The following is a 22,408-nucleotide window of genomic DNA, read 5'->3' as shown; positions in this document are numbered from 1 at the left end:
TTTTAAATACGTGAGCGAGACCGTCCTCGTCCCCGGCGGCAGAGACGTGCGCGCGACCCTCGACACCGCCGCGAGCGCCGGTGCGCGGAGCGATGCCGTCGTCGTCGCCTGCCCGCCGCATCCGCAACACGGGGGCCACCGCGGCGACGAGCGCCTGACCGCCCTCAGCGACGCGCTGACCGACCGCGACGTCGACTGTCTCCGCATCGATTACGGCGCCTGGGACGAGGGGTACGGCGAGAGCACCGACGCCGACAACGCGGTCGGCTGGGCGCGCGAGCGCTACGACCGCGTCGGGCTGTTCGGCTTCTCGTTCGGGGCGACGATCGCGCTCGTCGCGGCCGCCGCCCGCCCCGGCCTCGACGCCGTCTGTGCGCTCGCGCCGACCGCGCGGCTGGCCCCGGACGTCGACGCGGTCGCGTCCCTCGACGACCTCGTCGCACTCTCCGTGCCGACGCGCGTGCTGTACGCCACCCGCGACTCGACGGTCGACTGGGAGCCGGTGGTCGAGCGGGCGGCCGACCTCGGCGTCGAGACGACCCCCTTCGAGTCGGACCACTTCTTCGTCGGGCGAGCGGGAGACGCGGGCGAGGCGGCGGCGACGTTCCTCGCGGCGCGACTGCGCGCTGACCGGTAGCGCCCGGTCGGGTCAGCCGGCGTTTCGCGGCCGTCGCCGACGCGAGGGCTCACTTAAAAATCGTCGAGACCGGTCTGGGTGCCGGTCGGCTCTCGCTCGCCGTACTTGCTCGCGATGGCCTTCGCGCCGGCGAGCCCGCGCGAGAACGAGGCGCGCCTGGCGACCTCCTCGTCGGCGAGGCGGGCCGCGGCGGCCGCCTTCGGCCCCTCGTACCGCCGCCAGAACCGCTCTTTCGCCGCCTCGTACTCGACGACCGGACGGGGGTAGTCCGCGTCCGGCCCGTCGCCGATGACGACGCCGCAGTCGGCCTGGACGGCCGGCGGCGTCAGCTCCGGTCTGGGCAGGTGCTCCGGCGGGAGCCCCGTCAGTTCCGGGACCCACCGCCGGATCCACTCCCCGTCCGGGTCCTGGTCGCGCACCTGCTTCCGGGGGTTGTACAGTCGGAGGCTCGGCTTCCCGATCAGTCCCGCCTGCGACTGCCACTGGGTGTAGTTTATCGCCGCGTCCGAGTCGATGAGGTGGTGGTGATACCAGTCGGCGCCGATCCGCCAGGGCTGTTGGAGGAGGTGGAAGTACCCGCTGGCCGCCATCGCTCGCATCCGGAAGTTGAGCCACCCGGTCGCTTCGAGACAGCGCATCGCGGCGTCGATCATCGGGTACCCCGTCCGCCCCGCCTTCCACGCCGCCACCAGCGCCGGGTCGTAGGTGTCGCGGTTGAACCCCGCCAGCTCCGGGTTCACCGCGGTGTCGAGCCATCCGGGCCAGTCTTCGAGCTTCTGGTGGTAGTGGCGGTTCCAGAACAGCCGCGAGACGAACATGTCTCGCCCGCGGCCCGACGGGGCGTGCTCGTGGACGTACTGGTACACCTGTCGCGTCGAGAGACAGCCGAAGGTGAGATACGGGGACAGTCCGCTACACCCCTCGCGAGCGTCGAGCGGCGACGAGATGGAACCGGGATACTCGGCTATCCGCTCGACGAACGAGCGCAGCGTCTCGCGGGCGGCGGTCGTGCCCCCCTCGGGGACCGGCGACTTCGACGGGTCGGTGTCGTACTCGGCCTCGATTCCCTCGACGCTCACGCCCGTGTCGAGGTCGGTCAGGGCGGTCCCCTCGAAGGACGGGCGGTGCTGGTCGGCCTCGAACCACGCTTCCACGTGGTCGCTCCACCCGTCGCGGGGGCGTTCGACGCCCCGGCGGAGCCCGTCGCCGGAGACGAACCGAACGCCGAGGTCGGCCGCCGCCGCGTCGCGTTCGAGCCCGTAGCGCCCGGTCGGGCCCCGCGCGGCGAACACCGTCCAGCCGGCGTCGACGGCGGCCGCGAGGACCGCGGTCGGATCGCCGTGCGCGTACGTGAGCCGCGCGCGACCGCCGCTCGCGGTGTCGTAGCGGTCGCTCAGGTCGACGAGACACTCGTGGAGAAAGCGGACGCGGGCGTCACAGGCCAGCCCGTCGTCGCCGTAGAAGCCCGGATCGAACACGAAAAGCGGGAGCACGACGTCGGCGTGTTCCGTCGCCGCGGCGACGGCCGGCTGGTCGCGTATCCGGAGCTGATCGCGGTGCCAGACGACGGCGCCGGTCGGGTCGGAGGCAGACGGGTCCACGCCGGTCGGGTCGGCGTCGGATCCGCCGGCTCCCGTCACCCCTGTCGCCGACCCGCCATCGCGTTCCAGACACTCTCGGGGAGGAGGCACGCGCTCCGGCGTCGGTGGCTCAGCCTGCCCGTCGGTCACGACCCGAGATAGCCGGTCCACGAGCAAAAACCGTCGCATCAGGGGTGATCTCGGAGGTCCGTCTTCGCCTCCCGTCAGCGACGCGCGCCGCCCCGAGTCCCCGTCAGCCGAGGTCGTCGATCAGTTCCGCCGCCATGCGCCGGCCGCGAGCCGTGTCGTAACCGTCTCGCCGGAGGTGAGCCAGCGGCGCCACGTACGGGTTTCGCTCCCAGTGTGCCCACACCTCCGTGGAGCCGTCGGGCGCGGGGAACAGTCGGACGTGGACCTGCCAGTCGCCGAAGCGCCCCTCGGGGCGATGGACGAAACTGCCGACCTCGAAGACTCGCTCTTCGTCGCGGTCGTACGCGTGGAAGTACGCCCGGAAGAGTTCGGAGAAGCCGTGTTCGGGGAGTTGTTCTCGGGTCTCGCCGGGCGTCGTGGGCAGCGTTCCGGCGTACTCGTCCGCCGGCGGCGGCAGCACCCGGACGTGGTTCGGGACCCCGTCGTCCGGCAACAGCGCGAGGAGTTTCGCGAACGCGAGCCTGACGCGCCAGAACCCGACCGACTGGCCGACGAGAACGGCGAGGGGGACGGCGAGGAGAGAGACCGCGAGCAGGCGGACCGCCGCGGAGAGCGCCCGCGACCCTCGACACCGCCCACCGCGTGCGCTTCGGCCGGCCATGGGGTCAGTTGTACCCGCGCCAGCGGCGACCGCACTCCTTGCATTTAAAAAAGCGCGTCGGCGGCTCGTCGGCCGCGCCGGTCTGTTTGATCGTGTACCACGCCTCGCCGTGACCGCACTCCTCACAGACGACGTCGGTCGCGGTCGGCTTCCCCTCGAAGTTCGCGCCCTCCTCCGTCTCTATCACCTCGTCGCCGGTCTGTTCCGTCGTCGACTCGAACGCGGCCGCGAGCGACTCGTCGCGCTCGGTGGTGGCGCCGCAGTCGTCGTTTTGACACACCATCTCCCCGTCGCGAGAGACCATCATGGAGCCGCAGTCGTCACAGAACTGCATATATCAGGACGTACGCCGCCGAGCCGTTTATCTCCCGTGGCTCGCGGTTCCGGGTCCGGAACGCCCTTGTCGGTGCCTCGGCTGGTAGTGAGCATGAACCACCGAACGCTCGGCGACGTCGGCGCGGTCAGCGAGGTCGGCTACGGCTCGTGGCAGATCGGCAGCGACTGGGGCGACGTGAGCGAGGCGGAGGCGGTCGCCGCGGTCGCGGCCGCCCGCGAGGCCGGTATCGACTTCTTCGACACCGCCGACGTGTACGGCGACGGGCGCTCCGAACAGATCCTCGGCGACGTGCTCGACGCCGATATCGCCGCCGGCGACGTGACGGTGGCGACGAAGGCCGGGCGCCGACTCGACCCGCACGTCCCAGAAGCGTACTCCGAGACGAATCTCCGGCAGTTCGTGGACCGTTCGCGTGAGAACCTCGGGATGGAGACGCTAGATTTGGTCCAGCTTCACTGCCCGCCGACGGACGTGTACTACCGGCCGGAGACGTTCGACGCGCTCGACACGCTCGCCGCCGAGGACCGCATCGCGAACTACGGCGTCAGCGTCGAGCGCGTCGAAGAGGGGCTCAAGGCGCTCGAATACCCCGGCGTCCAATCGGTCCAGATAATCTTCAACCCCTTCCGGCAGCGCCCCGCGGACCGATTCCTCGACGCGGCCGCCGCCCGCGACGTGGGCGTGGTCTGTCGGGTGCCGCTCGCCTCGGGCCTGCTGACCGGCGCGCTCTCGCGGGACACCGCGTTCCCCGAGGACGACCACCGGAACTACAACCGCGACGGCGACGCCTTCGACGTGGGCGAGACGTTCGCCGGCGTCCCCTACGAGGTCGGCCTCGAAGCGGCCGACGCCCTCGCCGAGCGGGCCCCCGCGACCGACGAGGGGCTCTCGCTCCCGGAACTCTCGCTGCGCTGGATCCTCGACCACGACGCCGTCACGACGGTCATTCCCGGATCGACGACGCCGGAACACATTCGATCGAACGCGGCGGTGAGCGACCTCGCGCCCCTCGACGAGGCCGACCGCGATGCCGTCGACGACGTGTACGACGCGTCCGTTCGCGAGCACGTCCACCAGCGCTGGTGACGGCCGGGACGGTCAGAACACGCCCGTGACGAAGCCGACGCCCATGATCGTGAGGACGGCCGCCGAGACGACCGGTAAATACGGCGTGTACCGCTTGACCCGTTCCTCGTTGTACTCGTACCCCGCGATTAACAGCATCGTTAGCCCCACGATGCCAGCGATCACGGTGACCGCGTAGACGCTCATCAGCTCAAGACAGTAGTTCGACCCGGCACAGAGGGCGATTATCTCGAACTCCTCTTCGTGTGCGAACCCGAGCAGAAAGGCGAACCACGCGATGCCGAGCAGCCCTCGCTCGGCAACGTCGTCCTGCCTCTCGTGGCTCCGCGAGTGACCCCTGACGAACAGAAGTACACCCTTGACGCGAGCGCGGAGCCCGCCATCGCCCCGTGAACCATCGTGGCCCGCTCCGCCACTGTGGTCGTGCGCGCCGGCGGCTTCTGACTCGTGGCCATGATGCTCGTGGTCGTGAGCGTGCGTTTCGTCGTGCGTATCGTGGGAGTGGTCGTGGCGGTACTCCCGAATCCCGAGGGCGATAAGCAAGACGCCGGCGACCACGCTGACTGGCCCGCCGATTTGAACCCTACCAAGCACGGTGAGCGGCTCGTTGACCTGTGCGAGACTGAAGTACGATTTCGCGTAAAAGAACACACCGACCATCGCGATGCTACTGACGAGGTGGCCGACACCGAGGATGAGACTCGCCGCGAAGCCGTAGAACCACTTGTTCGTCTGGTCTAACGCATACGAGGCGGCGACGGGCCACCCGTGACCGGGTTCGGCGCCGTGGACGGCGCCGAGCGCGACCGCCCCGACCAGCAAGCCGACCGCGTCTCCAGGTATCGTCATACCTCAAAGTTGGCAAAAGCGCCGAATAACGGTTGTTAATACCCGATCGGGGGAACCGTAATACTCGGGACTCTTGTGTTCGGATGCCGAAGCGTCTCGTGTGCGAACGAGTTTCAATATCCCGGACGATGTCGTCGCGGAGTTCGACGAGGTCTGGCAAGAGGAGGGGTTAGACAACCGCTCGCGTGCTGCCCGCGAGGCTATTCAAGAGTACATCGAGTCGCACTCTCGCCTCGAGAAGCTCAGCGAGGACGTGATCGCACTCGTCGCCTTCGACTACCGACATCACGAGGTGATCGAAGATCTGCACGGCGTGCAACACGAGTACCAGGACGTGATCCTCAACACGAGCCACACCCACCAAGGGGAGTGGTGTCTGGAGTCGCTCTTCTGTCAGGGGTCCAGCCAGCGCGTCCGGGAACTGACCTACCAGCTCCGCAACTTCGACGGCGTGAACCGAGTGAAAATCATGGTGATACGCGACAGCTGAACGCCGTTCCCGTGCGCTCAGCCCGCCGTGATACCCGCGGCTCACTCGGACGGAGCGTTCAGGTACAGGTAGACCAAGACGACGATCAGGACGGCTTGCGCCGCCTTGTCAACGTAGTCGACGACGCCGTACTCCGTTTTCGCGACGATCCAGATGGGGAACTGCACGGCCGTGTACGGGACCCCGATCAGGTAGAGTAGCCGCCGCCGGTAGTCGCGGAAGAAGAGCGCGAGCGCGCCGGCGTAACCGACGCCCGCGAGCGCCACGGGAACCCGCCCTTCGACGACCCCCGCGTACACGTGTAGCACCCCCGTGACGAGGACCAACGCGACCGCCAGCCACTGGAGCTGCGTGAGTGAGCCGATCCGACTCGCCGAGTTGTTTTGTGAGTTCACCACAATATAAATGCGTGTGGGGTGCGGGATAAGTCCTGTCATTATTCGGCGAAATTCTCTACTTTAATGGTTTAAATACCTCATTTACTGGGTTGCTTGTGCTCGCTAGTTAGCGCTCAAGGGGCTGTAGAAATGTGTATCCTATACATTTATGTCATGGCTACCGTCTCACCGTGGGACGCCGCACCGCGCGGTCGACGCCGTCCGCGCACACCGACCGGCGCGTCGCCTACGACCCCTCTTCGTTCCACGTTCTCTCTTCGGTCCCGTCCCCGCCCAACCCGACGCCGCGCGCCGTGAGCTGCCCGTCCTCGCCGACGGAGACGGAGAACCGCTCGATGTTGCGTTCGTACCGGCTGCACTGCTCGCCGTCGCCGTTGACCACGATCTGTTCTTCGACGACCCCGATGTCGCTGAGGAGGTTCAGCCGCCGGTACACGGTGGAACTCGAGATGTCACACTCGGCGACCAGCTCCGCGACCGTCATCGGCTCGCTGAGCGTCGTGAGAATCTCTCGGGTCGTTTCGGCGCTGAGGGCGTTGAGGAGTCGCTCGATGGACGCCGGCTCCTCGTCACCGGTGTCGACTCTGCTCATCGGGCCGGACCCGCTATCCCCGGTCGACCTGTCGGTTCGCTCTGCGATGTGCCCCGGTGAGCCGCTTTGGAGTGGACGTGTCTCACTCGTGTAACTCACGAGCGTATCAGGTAGTGTGTACGCTTGTCGTAGGACAACTCGCGTGCTCGACTCGTCGCGGTGCACCGCTCTCGGCCCGGCTCGCGCCGGGCGCCCACCGGCCCTCAGTCGCCGACCTCGATGGGCACGCCGATCATGTTCCCCCACTCGGTCCACGAGCCGTCGTAGTTTCGCACGCGTTCGTACCCGAGTAGCTGTTCGAGGACGAACCACGTGACCGACGACCGCTCCCCGATCCGACAGTAGACGATCACGTCGTCGTCGGGGGCGAACCCGTACGACGCGTACACCTCCCGGAGATCCGCGGGCGACTTGAACCGCCCGTCGGGCCGGACGTTTTCGGCCCAGAAGACGTTCGTCGCTCCGGGGATGTGTCCGCCCCGCACGGCCCCCTCGTTGCTACCCGGCGGCTTCGTAATCTCCCCCCGGAACTCCTCGTGCAGCCGCACGTCGATCAGCTTCGTCTCGGTGTCGAGCGCCTCTCGCACCTCGTCGCGGTAGGCCCGGACTCCCGGATTCGCCGGCGGCGACAGCGTGCCGCCGTACGACACCGTCTGCGGGTCGACCGGGCCGGTCGCGGTCGGGTACTCGTAGTCCATCCAGTACTCGCGGCCGCCGTCCATGATCCGAACGTCGGGGTGTCCGTAGTACGTGAGCTGCCAGTACAGGTGGGCGGCGAACCAGTTCGAGTTGTCCCCGTAGACGACGACGGTCGTGTCCTCGGTGATCCCGCGCGAGCCGAGGAACGACTCCATCTCCGCCGGCCCGAGGATGTCGTGTGCCGCCGCCGACCGCAGGTCCGTTCGCCAGTCGACGCGGACCGCCCCCGGCACGTGACCCGTGTCGTAGAACGCGGTGTTGACGTCGACTTCGAGCAGTCGGAAGGCGGGGTCGTCGTCGACGAACCGGTCGAGTCGCGCGTCGACCCAGTCGGGACTGACGAGCACGTCCGCCGGGTACGCCGTGTCTGTCGATGCGTCGCTCCGTCGCCGCTCCCCGTCGTTCGATGGATTCTCGGTCGTCATAGTTGCTGATCGACGAATCGCTTCGCCAGCTCTGCGGTCGCTCGTCGGAGCCGATACGAGGCGGTCGAGCGGGGCAAGCCGAGTTCGTCGGCGAGTTCGTCGAGGGTGACCTCCCGCGGCGTCTCGAAGTAGCCGCGCTCGACGGCCACGTTCAGGATCTCGCGCTGCTCGGCGCGAACGTCCGCACGCGAGAGCAGGCCGCTCTCCCAGTGGTCGACCTCCGTCAGGTGGGTAAACGAGAACGACAGCCCCTCGCCGAGCTTCGCGGAGAGGGTGTCGTACAGGAGCCCGATCTTCGAGTCGTCCTGTACCAGCACGCGCCACCGAACCGTGTCGCCGGTTCGCGTCTGCTCGAACAACACGCCGTCGTCGACGTACTTCGCCGCGATAAGCGGCACCGACTCGCAGTAGTCCACGTCGGTGACGTACGTGTACGCGACGCGTCGACGCTGCTCTTCGGTCAACAGGCTGGCGATCCGCGTCGAGTTACACGACCGAGCGCTGATCGACTCGCGGTCGACGGACTCGTCTAAGAGCAGGTCGTCGACGGTCGCGAGCGCGCTCGGGTCGCCGGTTACCGATTCGAGCGTCCACAGTTCCGTCGGCGCGAGACACGAGTAGATGGCCTCAGACCGGAGGGACTCGTGTTCGATGAACAGGTCGACGTAGTCGTCGACGCCGGGGTCGTAGGTTATCTCGAAGCTGAAGTCGTACATCTGGCGGTGAACTCGTTTTGTAAGCGGTCTCGGTTCCGCGGGCCGTCGCTGCAGCGCCGCCGACGAGGCCGGTCTGTCGGACCGTCAGCGGGCGTCTCGGTCGTTGGCTTGCGACAACACCCCTGATATGGGGTCGACGTACTTACGTCGTCCTGTATGGTACGAACACCCCGCATTCGACCGGATGCGCTGCGAAACCGGCTGCTGGTCCCGGCGGTCGCCGCGCTGCTCGCCGGACTCGGCGGCGTCGCCTTCGGACTCGCCCACGACGATATCGTCACCGCGCTGGGCGCGCTGTTGTTCGTCCCGAGCGCGCTGCTGCTGTTCGGCATCGTCGCCAAGCGCCGCGAGGGCGGCTCCCTCGCCTCGTCGAACCGACGGACGAACTGACGCCCCTCGCCCCGGTCACGCCGCATCCCGTATCCGCGCAGCGATGAGTCGGTCCACGTTGTACAGAAGCACCGCCACCGAGGCCAGGATCGTCGCGAAGTAGACGACGAGCTGCGGCGGCCCGGAGGCGGCCCCGCCCAACACCGCCCCCGCGAACCCGACGACCACCAACTCCACCCACGTGATCAACACTCGCGAGAGCAGCAGCGCCTCTCGCGTCGACGCCTCCGCCGTCATCTCCGTCGCGTCCGCGCCCATGTCAGTACGCCTCCTCCGCGGCTATCGGGCCGCTGAACGCCGAGTAGAGGACCGCGAAGTACGTCGCGACGAGCGGCAACAGCAGGGCCGCACCGACGGACATGAGGTTCAGCGGCAGCGTCGAGACGATGGCGTCGCCGACCGTTACCCCCGCGGCCGGGTCGATCATCGGATACATGAGGACCGCGACGACCGCGATCAACGCGTAGGTCAGCCCCGCGGCCGCCGCGAGCGCGACGACGTCTGACCGGCGCCGAAGCGCGACGACGTAGACGGCCCCCAGCACGACGGACCCGACGACCGCTGCGAGCACCGGCGCCGACAGCAGCGCGTCGACGCCGGCCGGGAGCCGGACCGCCAAGGCTCCGAGGGTCGCGACGACGCCGAGCAGGTACACCACGACCGCCCCGACGCCGATCTGCGTCACCCACTCGGGGAGCGCGTCCCGCGCTTTCAACTGGAGAAACGCCGCCCCGGAGACGACGGTGAGCACCGTGACGTCGACGCCGACGAGGACGCCGATCGGCGTGGCCGACCGGGGGGCGCCCACCAGCCAGTTCCCCGCGAACACGCCGAGGAGGAACGGCGCGAGGACGCTGCCGGCGACGAACGACCGTCCCCACCACCGCTGCCAGCGCGCGTCGTGGCGCTGTTCGTACATCTCCGGGGCGAGTCCGCGGAGGATGAGCGCCCCGAGAATGCCGAACATCAGGAGGTAGTGGCGGCTGAAAAGCCCCGCGTACACCGACGGGAACGCAGCGAACAGCGCCCCGCCGAAGACGACGAGCCACACCTCGTTGCCGTCCCAGAACGGTCCGATCGCCGAGAGGACCGCCTCGCGTTCCCCGGCGTCGTCGAGCGTCGCGAAGATAGCGCCCGCGCCGAAGTCGAACCCGTCGAGGAACAGGAACGTTCCGAGCAGGGCAAAGACGAGCCCGAACCACAGCGTCGGCAGCGGCAAGCCGAAAAGCGGCCCCGACGCCAGCAGCTCGACGCTCTCGCTAGTCATCGCCGGGCACCCCCGCCGTCGGGGCGTCGCGGTCGTCGACGGCATCGAGCGCCTCTCTGTCCGGCGGACCGCCGCGGAGGATGCGCGCGACGACGTACGTGTACAGGGTCAGGATAGCGGCGTAGACGCCGACGAAGCCGACGAGCGTCACGAGCGCTTCGTTCCCGGTGAGGCCGGGCGAGACGCCGTCGCTCGTCTTGAGGACCCCCTGGATCACCCACGGCTGGCGACCCACCTCGGTGACCACCCAGCCGAGTTCGACGGCGACGAACCCGAGGAGGCTCGACCCCATGAGCGCCTTGTGGAGCAGTCCGTCCTTGAACAGCTCCCCGGTGTACCATCGGTAACCGCCCCAGAACGCCAGGAGAATGAACCAAAAGCCCATCCCGACCATCGCGCGGAACGACCAGAACACGATGGCGACCGGGGGCGCCTCCGTCTCGAAGGTGTTCAGCCCGCGTATCTCCGCGGTCGCGTCGCCGCCGCTCGCGAGCCACGACGCGCCGCCCGGAATCCCGATGCCGAACAGCTCCTTCGCGCGCGGGTCGGTGAGCTGGCTCAGGTCGGTCGGGATCGCGAAGAGGTACTCGGGCACGTACGACTCGGTGTCCCAGACGGCCTCCATGGCGGCGAACTTCTGCGGCTGCGTCTCGTAGACGTGGCGGGCGTACAGGTCGCCCTGTAACACCTGCAGCGGCGCCGTGATCAGCAGCGCGACCAGCGAGATCTTCAGCGTCTTCTGCCAGAACGCGATGTTTGCGGTCTTGTACCCCCAGACGTGGTGTCGGTAGACGTAGTACGCCGAGACGCCGGCCATGAACAGCGCCACCGACTCGACGGCGGCGTTCTGCATGTGGACGTACATGTACCCGAATCGCGGGGTCAGGTACGCCGCGACCGGGTCGACGAGACGGACCACCTCCTGGCCGTTTTCGGTGACGAGTTCGTAGCCGCGGGGCATCTGCATCCACGAGTTCGCGATGAGGATCCAGACGGCCGACAGCCACGTCCCGACCCCGACGGCGAGACTGGAGACCATGTACAGCCGGTCGGAGACGCGCTCGCGTCCGAAGACGAAGATCCCGAGGAACGTCGCCTCCAACATGAACGCCATCATCCCCTCGATGGCGAGCGGACCGCCGAACAGCTCGCCGGCGGTCGTCGAGAACGCGGCGAAGTTCGTCCCGAACTCGAACTCCAGGACGATCCCCGTCACCGTCCCGACGACGAACGAGACGGCGAATATCTTGGTCCAAAACCGCCGCAACTGCTCGTAGACCGGGTCGCCGCCCCGGATGTCCTTCCACGTGAAGTAGATGAGGAACGGCGCGAGCCCCATGCTCATCACCGGGAAGATGATGTGAACGATCGTCGTCAGGGCGAACTGGAATCGGCTTGCGAGTACTGGGTCGATCATGCGTGATGGTGAGCGCGGTTGTCGCGTCGCGTCGGCTCGATCGGCGGTCGACTCTCCCGCGTAGTGCTCCGGACGCCTCCCGCATAACCTCGGAGTTGGCACAGGACAAACCGCCGTCGGCGGTCGATATCGGGCGTCGCGCGGGTTGGCGCAAGCCAACCGATCCCTTTGGTCGGCGCGCCGCGTCGGGTCACACATGGAAACGCGGCACGCCGTGTTGGCGCTCGTCTCGCTCGTGACGCTCGTGATGACCGTCCGCGCGGTCGTCGCCGCGGTCGCCGGCGACGTCGGCACGGTCGGTCGACAGGTCGGGGTCGGCGGGATCCTCCTCGCGTTCGGCGTCGCGCTCTACCGGAACTGGGACTCGATAGGCTGACGCGCGGGGGTCGCCCCCGGCGGACTCCCCCGCGCTCTCCTCGAAGTTGTCGTGCGACAACTGAACGCCGATATGCGTGGTTTTTGAACGTCTATGGGAGGGAGCCTCGATGACCGAACGCGTCGGCGTTCGACGCGACGCCACCGAACAACGACCACGCCCATCATGACAGCAACACGACCGTCCGTCCTCGTCCTCGGCGGCGGCGCCGCGGGGACGATGACGGCGAACGCGCTCCGTCGGCGCATCGACGCCGACGTGACCGTACTGGACAAAAGCCAGACGCACAGCTACCAGCCCGCCTACTACCTGATCCCCTTCGGCTACATGGACCTCGACGACCAGCGGCGGGACACGCGCGACCTGCTCCACGACGAGGTCCGCTTCGTTCACGACGAGGTCGTCGGCATCGACCCGGACAGCGAGACCGTCTCCGGCCGGGACGGGACCTACGAGTACGACGTCCTCGTCTCCGCGGTCGGGAACGACCTGCGTCCGAGCGCCGTTCCGGGGATGCGCGAGGGCTGGACGCAGACGGACTCCGTGTACCCCTTCTACCACGCCGACGCGGCGGCGGCGCTTGGCGACGCGGTCGACGAGTTCGACGGCGGGCGGTTCCTCGTCACGGTCCCGGACACGCCGATCAAGTGCGGCGGCGCGCCGCTGAAACTCGCGATGCTGCTGGAAGAGCACCTCCGCAACCGCGGGGTCCGCGAGGACGCCGAGGTCGTGATGACGAAGCCCGGCGAAGACGTGTTCGGGACCGGACCCAAAGCCCCGTATCAAGACCGGATCGAAGCGATCTGGGACGAGCGCGACATCACGTTCGTGCCCGAGTTCACCGTCTCCACGATAGACCACGAGTCCCGGACGGTCCACTCGGAGGAGGGCGACTCGCTGGAGTACGACCTGTACGCGCCGGTCCCGCCCCAGTACGGCCACGAGTTCGTCGTCGAGAACTCGCCGCTGACCGACGGCGGCGAGTACGTCTCGGTCGACGACAACACGCTCCAACACGAGACGTACCCGAACGTCTTCGCGCTCGGCGACAACGCCGACGTGCCGACCTCCCGGACGGCCTCGGCCGCGCGCAAGCAGTCGCACGTCGTCGTGGAGAACGTCGAGCGGTACCTCGACGACCGGGAGCTCGCGCCCGACTACGACGGCTACACGGCCTGTCCGATCCTCGTCGAGGAAGGAAAAGCGATGATCGCGGAGTTCGACTACGAGAGCGCCATCTCCGCGCCGGTCGTCAGCCGGCTCAACTGGATCCTCGACGTCAACGTGATCCCCTCGCTGTACTGGAACGTCTGGATGCGCGGCTACGACCCCGTTCCGTAATCCCATGAGCGACACCTCACCCGACCCGGACGCGTTCGCGACCGGCACCGATCCGGACATCGACGAACTGGCCGCGCGCGTCGACGCGCAGGCCGACGATCTGATCGCGCTGTTGGACCTGCTCGCGGTCGTCCGCGGGCTGAGCGACGACCTCGCGCCGGAACTGCGGACCGCCGCGGCGGAGAACCGCGAGCCGCTCGCCGACCTCCGCACCGCCCTCGAAAGCGAAGACACCGTGCGACTGGTCGAGCGGGTCGGCGACAATGCCGACTCGCTCGCCGACCTCCTCGACCTGGTCGTCGTCGCACAGGACCTGTCTGCAGACCTCGCGCCGGAGCTGCGGACCGTCGTCGCCGAGAACCGCGGGGAGATCGCGCAGCTCCGCATGGCGTTCGAGCGCGAGGAGACGCTCGTGCTGCTGCGTCGGATCGGCGACAACACCGACGCGTTCCTCGATCTCCTGTCGACGCTCGAACTCGCGAGCGACGCCCTCGCCGACGTCGCTCCCGAAGACGAGGCGGCCGCCGTGGCCGCCCGCGACGACGTGCGTCGACTCGCGGCGGCGTTCGACCGCGCGGCGTCGGTCGACGCGCTGGTCGCGCTCGGCGAGAACATGGAGACCGTTCGCGGACTGTTAGCGCTCGTCGAGGGGTTCGGCGACGCGGCCGACCGCGACACCGAGGAGTACTACCGGCTCGGGACGCAGCTCGGTCGGGCCACGGATCTGGTCGACCGGGCGAGCGACCCGCAGGTCGTCGAGACGCTCGACGCCGGCGCCAGCGCGTTCGCCGACGAGCGGAGCGACCGACGGGTCGGCCTCGTCGGGCTGCTGTCGGCGTTGCGGAACGACGACGTCCAGCGAACGCTCGGAACCCTCGTGGAAGCGGCGGAGCGCGCCGGGCGCACGCGGAGCCCCGAGGGACCGGAGTGAGTCGCGGCTCCGCGCGTTCACCCGCGGTCGCTCACGAGGCCGCCCACGGCCTCTCGGACGGAGCGCCCCTCGTCGACGACGTCGCGACGGTAGTGGACGTACACCGCGCCCAAGGGGGGTTGGATCACGTACGCCAACGCGATGGGCAGCACGGCGGCGGTCGGGACCGCGTCCGCGGCGACCACGATGGCGAGGGCGATAGAGAGGTTTCGCATGCTCGTCGCGTACACGAGCGCGACCGCCCGCTCCGCGTCCAACACCACCCGTCCCAGAGCGCTTCCGACGAACAGGATTCCCGCGTAAAACCCGACGAGCGGGACGACCGCGCTCGCCGACGCGACGGGGTCCGCGAGTATCTGGGCCGAGCGAAGCGACATCGCGACGAAGACGATGAGCGCCACGCCGAGCGAGGAGAGCCCGCCGAAGGTCGGTTTGAGGCGCTTGAACTCCTCGGCGGAGAACCGCCGGAGCAGGCCGTACCGAGTGATCGTCCCGGCGACCATCGGCAGGACGACGACCTGCGCGAGCTGTCGGTAGAGGGCCGTGGGGTCGAACCCGACGCTCGCGGGCACCAACACGGAGAGGTAGGTCGGCAAGACCGCGACCGCCGCGAGCAGGTTGACCGCCATCGCGACCAGCGCGGTCTCGAGGTCGCCCCCGGCGAGCCCGGTCCACGCGGCGGTCATCCCCGAGGTCGGGATCAGCGCGATGAAGTACAGCCCGATCGCGTACTCGACGCTGCCGCCGAAGAACAGCCGGGCGAGCCCGACCGCCAACAGGGGTGCGACGGCGAAGTTGAGCGCGAGGCTGAGCCCGACCGCCGCGGCGTGCTTCCGGACGTTGAGCACCTCGCGGAGGTCGATGTTGATCATCATCGGGTAGATCATCAGAAAGAGGATGGGGAGCACGGACGCCCGCAGGAGCCCCCTCGTCTCCGCCTCCGCGACCTGACCGAACAGCAGCCCGGCGGCGAGCGAGCCCACCACCACGTACAGGAGGTTCGACTTGAGCGCCCGGAGGACCGCGCCGATCATGGCTCGCACCTCCAATCCGGGTCCGGCCTCGTCGGTCGGATCGGATCCGCGTCCGATGCTCTCGGTCGTCCGCGCCGGGGCGCCGCGAGCCGGTTGCCACCGCGCACCTGTGACGTATTTGTGTATATTGTCCAAATAATACAACAATAAATGGAGGGGGCGCTAAAGAAACTTTTGCGCGCTACCGAGCGCGCGGAACCGTGATACCTCGCTAGACGTGGGAATAAACGAGTTCGACGACAGCGGCGCATTGCGGCGCCTCTCGGTCGTCGCCGCTTTCCGCCGCGTTCGACGTGACCTCCTTCGCAAGGAACTTGAATATTGTACAAGACAAACAATATAAGGTAGGGCCACGTAGCGACACCCATGCGCATCGTATTCGCGACGGACCTCTCGGACGCGAACAAGGCGGCAATCGAGTCGCGGACCTGTCTGGAGTGTCTCGACAACATCGGCGTGCGGACCGTTCACCTGCTCACCGTCGTCCCCGACAACGTCTCCACCGGCCTCCCCGGCATGGGCGTAGCGAGCGACGCGCGAACCGCGCTCGCGAGCCAGCGCGAGGCGTTTTCGGAGGCGGGCTTCGAAGTCGAGAGCCACGTCGCGCGGGGGACGATACACCGGCGGATCAACGGGCTGGCGGAGCGAGTCGACGCCGACGCGATCGTCGTCGGGTCCCGCGGGGAGTCGCCGCTGGAGAACCGATTCATCGGCGGGACCGTCAGAAACGTCGCGCGAACGGCGGTGCGGCCGCTGCTCGTCGAGCGGATCGAACGCACCGACGCCGGCCACGGGGTCAAGAAGGAACACCTGTTCCAAGACACGCTGTACGCGACCGACTTCTCTTCGAACGCCGAGCGCGCCTTCGACTTCTTCCCCCAGTTGACCGGGGCGACGCAGCGCGCCTTCCTGCTCCACGTGCGCGGTCGCGAACAGATGGACGGGGGTGACTCCGACGAGGCGGCCCGAGAGCGGCTCGACGAGATGGCTACCGAACTGCGCGACCAGATGGGGATCGAGGTGGAGACCAACGTCCGAACCGGGGGCGTCGTCGACGAGATCCTCGCCGAAGAGCAGCGCGTCGGCGCGACGACGACGCTCCTGGGGGCCCGCGGAACGAGCCGGCTCCGACGGCTGCTGCTCGGCGACACCGCGGAGACGGTCGTCGCGCGCAGCAACAACAACGTCCTCCTCGTTCCGCCGGAGTCCGCGGTCCCGCGCTGAGCGCGCTCCGCGACGGACGGGCGCCTCGCCGCTGCCGCCCGGACAGACCCGTCCGCCGCGCCCGTTCGGACCGGCGACACTTTATGCAGACCCCCGCGTAGTGTGGGTATGGAAACGATCGACCGCGGGTCGGCGGGCTCGGCTCGCGTCGCGATCGTCGGCGGTATTCACGGTGACGAGCCCGCCGGCGAGCGGATCGTCAGGCGACTTGCCGACGAACTCGACGCGGACGGGACGGGCAGCGGCAGCGTTCGACTGATCATCGCCAACGAGCCGGCGCTGGCGGCGGGCACGCGGTACACGGACACCGATCTGAACCGCGCGTTTCCCGGTGACGCCGACAGCGACGAGTACGAGCGCGCGCTCGCGCCGCGGCTCGCGGCCGAACTGGAGGGGATGGACGCGGTGCTCGCGCTCCACACCTCCCACAGCGCGCCGCCGCCGTTCGCGATCTACAGCGAGGTCACCCCGTCAGTTCGCCGAAGCGTGACGGCGATGCCGATCGACTACGTCCTCGACGCGAGCGGGCTCCGGGGCACGACGCTCGACTCGACTATCCCCCACACCGTCTCGATCGAAGTCGGGAAACAGGGCAGCGAGGAGGCCGTCGAGTTCGGCTACGAGGCGACGCTCGCGTTCCTCCGGGCGCACGGCGCGATAGACGACGCGCCGCCGACGTTCTCCGCGACGACGGTCGTCGCGGGCGACCGGGAGGTGCCGAAGGGGAGCGGCGACCCCCGCGTCCACTTCGCCAACTTCGAGCAGATACCCGTCGGTGCGGTGTTCGCCGAGGACGACGAGTACACGCACACCGTCGACGAGGAGGGCGTGGTCCCGGTCTTGGCGAGCGAGGAGGGGTACGAGGACATCTTCGGGATCTACGGGCGCATCTCGGGAACGCTCGAACCGCCGGCTGCGGGCGACGGCGCGGATCTCGCGACAGAAGAGAGCGACTAAGCGGTCGGGACCGGCGGCAGACGGCGGAGCGACGAACCGGACGGCACCGCTTCTCCCGCGGTCACTTCGCGGTCGGCGTCACGTCGCCGACCGCGTCCATCACCTGCATCGCGGCGCTCGCGGCGAGCCCGCGAGCGACCTCGTCGGTGTCGGCGTCGGCGATGCCGGCTTCCAGTTCGTCGGGGTCGGGCGTGAACCCCGCCGAGACCGGATGGCCCGCGGGAGGGTTGACGGCGACGGTGGCCTGCGGCCCGTTCGAGCCGACCGACAGCTCGGAGCCGACGGCGTAACTGTCCGGGAGATACGATTCGGTTCGCGATACGATTCCGGCGACCGCGCGCCGGAGACGCCGTTCTTGGTCCGGAGAGAGGTCGACGCCCGCGGGCTCGCCCGCGTTCGCCACACCCGGTGCCCCGGCGTACGGGTTGTTGCCGTTCATCGAAGACACGACAGATACGTGGAGCCTATTAAAAAAGGCGTCGGCGGTGGCGACCGACGCAGGCGGTCGGCCGGATCGCCTACAGAACGGGTTCAGACTCGCCGTACGCGGCGATGACGACCGCCGTGGTGAAGCGGTCGGGGGCCGCGGCCGCCGTCTCGACGCGGACCTCGCGGTCCGGGAGGTCCCAGTCGCGCAGGTCGCCGCCCGCGTCGAGCCCCGCGTGAATTCGCTCGCGAACGTCGTCGGGGTCCTCGCCGGTCACCTCGTAGAAGAGGCCGGGGCCCGGACCGGTGGCCCAGCCCAGTCCGGCGGCCACGTCGGGGTGGCGGCGCGGCGCGCGCTTCGTGTCGGCGTCCTCCGCGCCGGCGCGTCCGCCCTCGCGGAAGTCGACGGCGTCGCCCGGCCCGACCGTCCGGCGAGCCTCGACGACGGTGAGGCGATTCCCGGCGGGGCCGAGGTCCGGGACCGCGTCGACCGCTTCGACGGTCGCCTCGGCGGGGACGACGGAGGAGACCGCAACGAGGTTGTAGTTGTGGAGGTCGGCGTCGGCGAGCGCCGCGTCGTAGGAGGCCATCGCCGTGTCGGCGACGCCGACGCCGCCGGCGACGTGGATGGTGTTCATCGGCGTGGAGTCGGCGGCGCGAGCGCTAAGGGGTTACGGACCGGCCGCCGCTCGCGCGGTCTGTGTATCAACGGAACGCGGCGGGTCACGCCAGGTCGCGGTCGTCGCCCGCGTGCGCTCGGACCCACAGTTCGCCGATGCGCGAGAGGGTGGTCCGGTAGGACTTCCCGCGCTCCTCGCGCTCGATGTACCCCTTTCCGCCGGGGCCGAGGCGGTCGACGTTGTAGATCACCTTCGAGCGGAACGAGTCGGTGTACTCCTCGTTGAGGTCGTCGGCGAGCGTCTCCGCCAGCTCGGAGACCGACTCGAACTCGCCGTGTTCGCCGAGGGTGAAGAGGACCAGCTCCTCGAACGGCTTCACGTTCTGGAAGGAGGCGACCGGGAGCTCGATCACGTGGCTGTCGCCGATGCGTTTCGCGCCGATGGTGGTCCCGCGCTCGTCGAACTCCGCCAGCAGGTCGGTGGTGCTCGCGAGGCGGTCGGCGATTCGCTCGGCGTCGGCGTCTCCGTCGTCGTCGAGGTCCTGCAGGAGGTCTCGGGTCGCGCGCAGCTCCTCGGCGAGTTCGGTCTCCAAGTACTTCTCCGGAGCGGTGTAGTAGGTGTGAATCCGGTCGCGGTCGTCCTGTCGCTCGACCATGATCGAGTGGGCGGCGGTCGCGAACGCGAACGAGACCGGGCGCGGCATCGAACAGAGGTTCACCCACACCTCGCGCTCGTCGGCCGGCGCCTCCGGCTCCTCGGAGTCGTCGACGCCCTCGTCGCGGTCCAACTCGGCGTTTATGAGGTCGAAGGCGCGCTCGAAGGCGGCGTCGTAATCGTACACGTCGGTCAGCTGTTCGCGGACCGTCTCCGCGCCGAGGAGGTTCCGGAAGTCCTGCTCGAGCTTGCGCGCGATGTTGCGCGAGTACTCGACGTTCGCCTCGCTGCCGACCGTCCCCTGCAGGAGGATCACCCGGTCGACGTCGAACTGGTCTCGGATGAGGGGCGCGATCATCCGGTCGTAATCGAACCCGACCGGGACGATGTGCGTCTGCATACAGTGACTGTGCGCGCGGCGCTCGTAAAAAGCCGAAGTCTCGCGGCCCGTCGCACGCCGGGCGACGCTTCGCCCCGACGTTCGCGGTCGGGCTCGCCGCCGGGGAGGTTAATGAGCCCGCGCGGTAATTTTTGAAATGTTAAATAATATTTATATCATTTCAATTGCTACTAATCATAAGTTGAACCCAATAAAAAAAGCCGTGAGAACCACGTTTGACGACGTTAAAAACAGACGTGTCTACCTCGCCGCTTTCCACGGGGCGACCGTCCTGCTCGCTGGCTTAGGGATGGAGAATCTGCTTCGAGCGGTTGATCAACCGGGGTACGAACCGATCAAGATCAGTTGTATTCTCATCCTCGGTGTCTTCTCCGTTGTGGCTATCCAGTATGTGTATATGAAAAAAAATAATAATTTTGACAGCATTGCGCGTATTGGCGCGATGTTCTGTTTATATGGAAGCCTCGTCGCCGCTCTCGTCGCCTTCGGAAATTCCATTGGATCTGCGGTGGCGATGGACCTGAATTATACAGTTGCGATGGGCGGTTTAGCCGGGGTTATCGCCGGGATGCCGGTCGGATACATTTACGTGAGTTTCGGCCAGGCAAAGACCCTCGGACAGCAACGGCAAACAAAACTTCGCAGCGTTTCGAACCGTATGCGTATCCTCTATCGGGTCACTCGGCACAACATCCGAACGGAGACAAACATCATTCTCGGATACCTCGACCTGATCGACTCGGCGGACCGTTCAGGTGTCTCTGACGAGCATATGCGTGTTCTGCGTGAGCACGCGACGCGGTTAAACTCGATCTCAGAACACGTCAAACGACTCCGACTCATCTGGCAGAACGAGGACAGCACGGTCGACACGGCCGCGACCGCGCTCGTGGCGAAAGCGGTGCATCCCTTCCGCGGGCGCGGTGATGCGATAGACATCGGAGGAGTCGGCGACTCGACGGTTCGGTGTCACCCCTTCGCACACTGGGCGGTCGAGGAGGCGATCGACAACGCGCTGGCTCACAACGACGACGGAACGACTGTCACCGTGCGAACCGCAGCGGTGAACGGGCGCGTCAGGGTGATCGTCGAAGACGACGGTTCGGGGATCCCGCCGCTCGAAATCGAGTCGTTACGGCGGCGAACGGAGTCCCAGTTGGTCCACGGACAGGGGCTGGGACTGCAGGTTATCTACTGGGCCATCGAGTCGGCCGGCGGATCGCTCACGGTCGAAAACCGCGAGCGGGGCGGAACGAGGGTCGTAATGGAGTTTCCGGCAGTCGACTCCGGCACGGCGGTCTGAGCCCCGTTGCGGAGTCTGTGACCCCGCCGATCGAGGTCGCGTCCGACGCCCCCTCGTCGCCGGGGACGGCACGATTATACTGTGGCACGCCATAACAACGCACGTCATGTCACAGCAAGGCGTCCAAGAGGAACTGTACGTCGATCAGTACACGCTCGGGCTCGTCGGCCCCGATCAGGAGTGGGCCGGCACCGTCGCCGACGGCGGCACGGTGACGACGTACACGCCGCCGGGCTGTTGGGGGCCGATGGTCACCCCCTCGTTCCGGGGCGGCCACGAGGTGACCCGACCGATCCGCGTCGAGGGCGCCGAGGTCGGCGACGCGGTGGCGATCCACATCCGCGACGTGGAGGTGACGAGCATGGCCACCAGCACCGGCTCGATGGCGGAGCGCGACGCGGCGTTCGGGGACGACCCCTTCGTCGACCACCGCTGCCCGGAGTGCGGGACGACGTGGCCCGACTCCGTCGTCGAGGGCACCGGCGAGGACGCGATCCGGTGTGCGGAGTGCGGCGCCAACGCCTCCTCGTTCGGCTTCGAGTACGGGTACACCGTCGCGTTCGACCACGAGAACGGGGTCGGGATCACCCTCGACGAGGAGGGGGCCCACGCGCTCGCGACCGACGCGGAGCGCGTGATGGACATCCCCGAGAACGCCCGTCAGCACCCAATCTTGCTGTACGAGCCGGACGAGATGCCCGGCACGCTCGGCCGCCTCCGCCCGTTCATCGGCAACATCGGCACGACCCCGCCGGTGACGATGCCAGACTCGCACAACGCCGGCGACTTCGGGCAGAACCTGATCGGCGCCGACCACGACTACGGCGTCGAGACCGAGGAAGACCTCGAACTGCGCACCGACGGCCACATGGACGTGCCCGAGGTCCGGGCGGGCGCGACGCTGATCTGCCCGGTCGTCGTCGACGGCGGCGGGATCTACGTCGGCGACCTCCACGCGAACCAGGGCGACGGCGAACTCTCCTTACACACCACCGACGTGAGCGGGACCGTCACGATGGACGTCGAGGTGATCGAGGACGTCGACCTCGACGGGCCCGTCCTGCTGCCGAACGAGGAGGACCTCCCGTTCATCAGCGCGCCCTACAGCGACGAGGAGGTCGCGGCGGGCGACGACCTCGGCGCGGAACACGGCGTCGACATCGACACCGACGCCGCGCCGATCCAAGTGATCGGCTCCGGCGCGACCGTCAACGACGCCACGCAGAACGCCTTCGACCGCGCCGGGACCCTCCTCGACATGAGCGAGGGCGAGGTCCGCGCCCGGTGTACGTTCACCGGCGGTGTCCAGATCGGGCGGCTCCCCGGCGTGGTCCAGCTCGACATGCTCGTGCCCGCGGACGTGCTCGCGGACTCCGGGCTCGACGACGTGACGCGCGAGCAGTACGGCCTCTAACGCGGTCGTCTGTCGTCGCGGTCGCGACTCCGCC

The 22,408-nt window shown here is 68.1% G+C and carries 26 protein-coding genes; 11 read left to right on the top strand and 15 right to left on the bottom strand.

Features of this window, described 5'->3' with window-relative positions:
- The first annotated feature begins 10 nt into the window (after positions 1-10).
- The gene (locus tag DOS48_RS24855) at positions 11-637 is read left to right on the top strand and encodes a CocE/NonD family hydrolase (RefSeq protein ID WP_127118286.1); all 627 of its coding nucleotides are present in this window, start codon (positions 11-13) and stop codon (positions 635-637) included.
- Between the two features lie 53 nt (positions 638-690).
- On the opposite strand, the gene DOS48_RS24850 is transcribed toward DOS48_RS24855, so the two are convergent.
- From DOS48_RS24850 to DOS48_RS24840, 3 genes are all read right to left on the bottom strand, one after another.
- Entirely contained in the window at positions 691-2,238 is a 1,548-nt protein-coding gene (locus DOS48_RS24850) for an FAD-binding domain-containing protein (RefSeq protein ID WP_394353607.1), read from the bottom strand.
- Positions 2,239-2,470: 232 nt separating this feature from the next.
- A complete protein-coding gene (locus DOS48_RS24845) occupies positions 2,471-3,028 on the bottom strand; it encodes a hypothetical protein (protein WP_127118284.1) in 558 nt (185 codons plus the stop codon).
- A gap of 4 nt (positions 3,029-3,032) precedes the next feature.
- Positions 3,033-3,362 carry a transcription factor S gene (locus tag DOS48_RS24840; protein WP_127118283.1) on the bottom strand — a complete coding sequence of 110 codons (330 nt, stop codon included), beginning with the start codon at positions 3,360-3,362 and terminating at the stop codon, positions 3,033-3,035.
- A 93-nt stretch (positions 3,363-3,455) separates the two neighbouring features.
- Between DOS48_RS24840 and DOS48_RS24835 the strand changes: the two genes are divergently transcribed.
- Positions 3,456-4,451: an aldo/keto reductase gene (locus DOS48_RS24835; protein WP_127118282.1), complete on the top strand. Its 996-nt coding sequence runs from the start codon at positions 3,456-3,458 to the stop codon at positions 4,449-4,451.
- A gap of 12 nt (positions 4,452-4,463) precedes the next feature.
- Here DOS48_RS24835 and DOS48_RS24830 read toward each other — a convergent pair whose 3' ends face one another.
- Positions 4,464-5,300 carry a hypothetical protein gene (locus tag DOS48_RS24830; RefSeq protein WP_127118281.1) on the bottom strand — a complete coding sequence of 279 codons (837 nt, stop codon included), beginning with the start codon at positions 5,298-5,300 and terminating at the stop codon, positions 4,464-4,466.
- A 100-nt stretch (positions 5,301-5,400) separates the two neighbouring features.
- On the opposite strand from DOS48_RS24830, the gene DOS48_RS24825 reads away from it, so the two are divergent.
- A complete protein-coding gene (locus DOS48_RS24825; RefSeq protein WP_127118280.1) occupies positions 5,401-5,790 on the top strand; it encodes a CopG family ribbon-helix-helix protein in 390 nt (129 codons plus the stop codon).
- A gap of 41 nt (positions 5,791-5,831) precedes the next feature.
- Here DOS48_RS24825 and DOS48_RS24820 read toward each other — a convergent pair whose 3' ends face one another.
- From DOS48_RS24820 to DOS48_RS24805, 4 genes are all read right to left on the bottom strand, one after another.
- The gene (locus DOS48_RS24820) at positions 5,832-6,188 is read right to left on the bottom strand and encodes a hypothetical protein (RefSeq protein WP_244629337.1); all 357 of its coding nucleotides are present in this window, start codon (positions 6,186-6,188) and stop codon (positions 5,832-5,834) included.
- Positions 6,189-6,414: 226 nt separating this feature from the next.
- Complete coding sequence (locus DOS48_RS24815) at positions 6,415-6,780, bottom strand: winged helix-turn-helix domain-containing protein (RefSeq protein ID WP_127118279.1); 366 nt, start codon at positions 6,778-6,780, stop codon at positions 6,415-6,417.
- A gap of 203 nt (positions 6,781-6,983) precedes the next feature.
- A complete protein-coding gene (locus DOS48_RS24810; RefSeq protein ID WP_127118278.1) occupies positions 6,984-7,904 on the bottom strand; it encodes a sulfurtransferase in 921 nt (306 codons plus the stop codon).
- Entirely contained in the window at positions 7,901-8,620 is a 720-nt protein-coding gene (locus DOS48_RS24805; RefSeq protein ID WP_127118277.1) for a helix-turn-helix domain-containing protein, read from the bottom strand. Before DOS48_RS24805 ends, DOS48_RS24810 begins: the two co-directional genes overlap by 4 nt.
- Before the next feature lie 156 nt (positions 8,621-8,776).
- On the opposite strand from DOS48_RS24805, the gene DOS48_RS24800 reads away from it, so the two are divergent.
- Positions 8,777-9,010, top strand: coding sequence for a hypothetical protein (locus tag DOS48_RS24800; protein ID WP_127118276.1), 234 nt, complete (start codon positions 8,777-8,779; stop codon positions 9,008-9,010).
- Between the two features lie 15 nt (positions 9,011-9,025).
- On the opposite strand, the gene DOS48_RS24795 is transcribed toward DOS48_RS24800, so the two are convergent.
- Genes DOS48_RS24795 through DOS48_RS24785 form a run of 3 tightly spaced genes read right to left on the bottom strand, consistent with a single transcriptional unit; the run spans position 9,026 to position 11,694 of the window.
- A complete protein-coding gene (locus DOS48_RS24795) occupies positions 9,026-9,268 on the bottom strand; it encodes a hypothetical protein (RefSeq protein ID WP_127118275.1) in 243 nt (80 codons plus the stop codon).
- 1 nt (position 9,269) lies between these two features.
- The gene (locus DOS48_RS24790) at positions 9,270-10,277 is read right to left on the bottom strand and encodes a cytochrome d ubiquinol oxidase subunit II (protein WP_127118274.1); all 1,008 of its coding nucleotides are present in this window, start codon (positions 10,275-10,277) and stop codon (positions 9,270-9,272) included.
- Complete coding sequence (locus DOS48_RS24785) at positions 10,270-11,694, bottom strand: cytochrome ubiquinol oxidase subunit I (RefSeq protein WP_127118273.1); 1,425 nt, start codon at positions 11,692-11,694, stop codon at positions 10,270-10,272. The genes DOS48_RS24790 and DOS48_RS24785 overlap by 8 nt, the downstream gene beginning before the upstream one ends.
- A gap of 196 nt (positions 11,695-11,890) precedes the next feature.
- Between DOS48_RS24785 and DOS48_RS24780 the strand changes: the two genes are divergently transcribed.
- The 3 genes from DOS48_RS24780 (at position 11,891) to DOS48_RS24770 (ending at position 14,342) form a co-directional block, all read left to right on the top strand.
- Positions 11,891-12,070, top strand: a complete 180-nt coding sequence (locus DOS48_RS24780) for a hypothetical protein (protein ID WP_127118272.1) — start codon at positions 11,891-11,893, stop codon at positions 12,068-12,070.
- A gap of 165 nt (positions 12,071-12,235) precedes the next feature.
- Entirely contained in the window at positions 12,236-13,411 is a 1,176-nt protein-coding gene (locus tag DOS48_RS24775; RefSeq protein ID WP_127118271.1) for an NAD(P)/FAD-dependent oxidoreductase, read from the top strand.
- A 4-nt stretch (positions 13,412-13,415) separates the two neighbouring features.
- Positions 13,416-14,342, top strand: a complete 927-nt coding sequence (locus DOS48_RS24770) for a DUF1641 domain-containing protein (RefSeq protein WP_127118270.1) — start codon at positions 13,416-13,418, stop codon at positions 14,340-14,342.
- Positions 14,343-14,359: 17 nt separating this feature from the next.
- On the opposite strand, the gene DOS48_RS24765 is transcribed toward DOS48_RS24770, so the two are convergent.
- Positions 14,360-15,376, bottom strand: a complete 1,017-nt coding sequence (locus DOS48_RS24765) for an arsenic resistance protein (RefSeq protein ID WP_127118269.1) — start codon at positions 15,374-15,376, stop codon at positions 14,360-14,362.
- A 366-nt stretch (positions 15,377-15,742) separates the two neighbouring features.
- Between DOS48_RS24765 and DOS48_RS24760 the strand changes: the two genes are divergently transcribed.
- Both DOS48_RS24760 and DOS48_RS24755 read left to right on the top strand, forming a co-directional pair.
- Positions 15,743-16,600: a universal stress protein gene (locus tag DOS48_RS24760; RefSeq protein WP_127118268.1), complete on the top strand. Its 858-nt coding sequence runs from the start codon at positions 15,743-15,745 to the stop codon at positions 16,598-16,600.
- Between the two features lie 108 nt (positions 16,601-16,708).
- Positions 16,709-17,557, top strand: coding sequence for a succinylglutamate desuccinylase/aspartoacylase family protein (locus tag DOS48_RS24755; protein ID WP_127118267.1), 849 nt, complete (start codon positions 16,709-16,711; stop codon positions 17,555-17,557).
- Positions 17,558-17,618: 61 nt separating this feature from the next.
- Here DOS48_RS24755 and DOS48_RS24750 read toward each other — a convergent pair whose 3' ends face one another.
- The 3 genes from DOS48_RS24750 to DOS48_RS24740 all read right to left on the bottom strand — a co-directional run bounded on the left by DOS48_RS24750 (position 17,619) and on the right by DOS48_RS24740 (position 19,657).
- A complete protein-coding gene (locus tag DOS48_RS24750; RefSeq protein WP_127118266.1) occupies positions 17,619-17,996 on the bottom strand; it encodes a DUF5811 family protein in 378 nt (125 codons plus the stop codon).
- Between the two features lie 79 nt (positions 17,997-18,075).
- Positions 18,076-18,621 (bottom strand): pyruvoyl-dependent arginine decarboxylase, encoded by a 546-nt coding sequence (locus DOS48_RS24745; RefSeq protein WP_127118265.1) that lies wholly within the window; start codon positions 18,619-18,621, stop codon positions 18,076-18,078.
- A gap of 85 nt (positions 18,622-18,706) precedes the next feature.
- Complete coding sequence (locus DOS48_RS24740; RefSeq protein ID WP_127118264.1) at positions 18,707-19,657, bottom strand: DUF6293 family protein; 951 nt, start codon at positions 19,655-19,657, stop codon at positions 18,707-18,709.
- Between the two features lie 181 nt (positions 19,658-19,838).
- Here DOS48_RS24740 and DOS48_RS24735 point away from each other — a divergent pair, with 181 nt between their 5' ends.
- Both DOS48_RS24735 and DOS48_RS24730 read left to right on the top strand, forming a co-directional pair.
- Positions 19,839-20,960: a sensor histidine kinase KdpD gene (locus tag DOS48_RS24735; protein ID WP_158283846.1), complete on the top strand. Its 1,122-nt coding sequence runs from the start codon at positions 19,839-19,841 to the stop codon at positions 20,958-20,960.
- Positions 20,961-21,066: 106 nt separating this feature from the next.
- Positions 21,067-22,374 carry an acetamidase/formamidase family protein gene (locus tag DOS48_RS24730; RefSeq protein ID WP_127118262.1) on the top strand — a complete coding sequence of 436 codons (1,308 nt, stop codon included), beginning with the start codon at positions 21,067-21,069 and terminating at the stop codon, positions 22,372-22,374.
- Positions 22,375-22,408: the final 34 nt, after the last annotated feature.

The sequence above is a fragment of the Halorubrum sp. PV6 genome (genome assembly GCF_003990725.2).
Lineage (GTDB): Archaea > Halobacteriota > Halobacteria > Halobacteriales > Haloferacaceae > Halorubrum.
The sequence above is the reverse complement of the archived record's forward strand: the minus strand, read 5'-3'. Positions and strand labels throughout refer to the sequence as shown.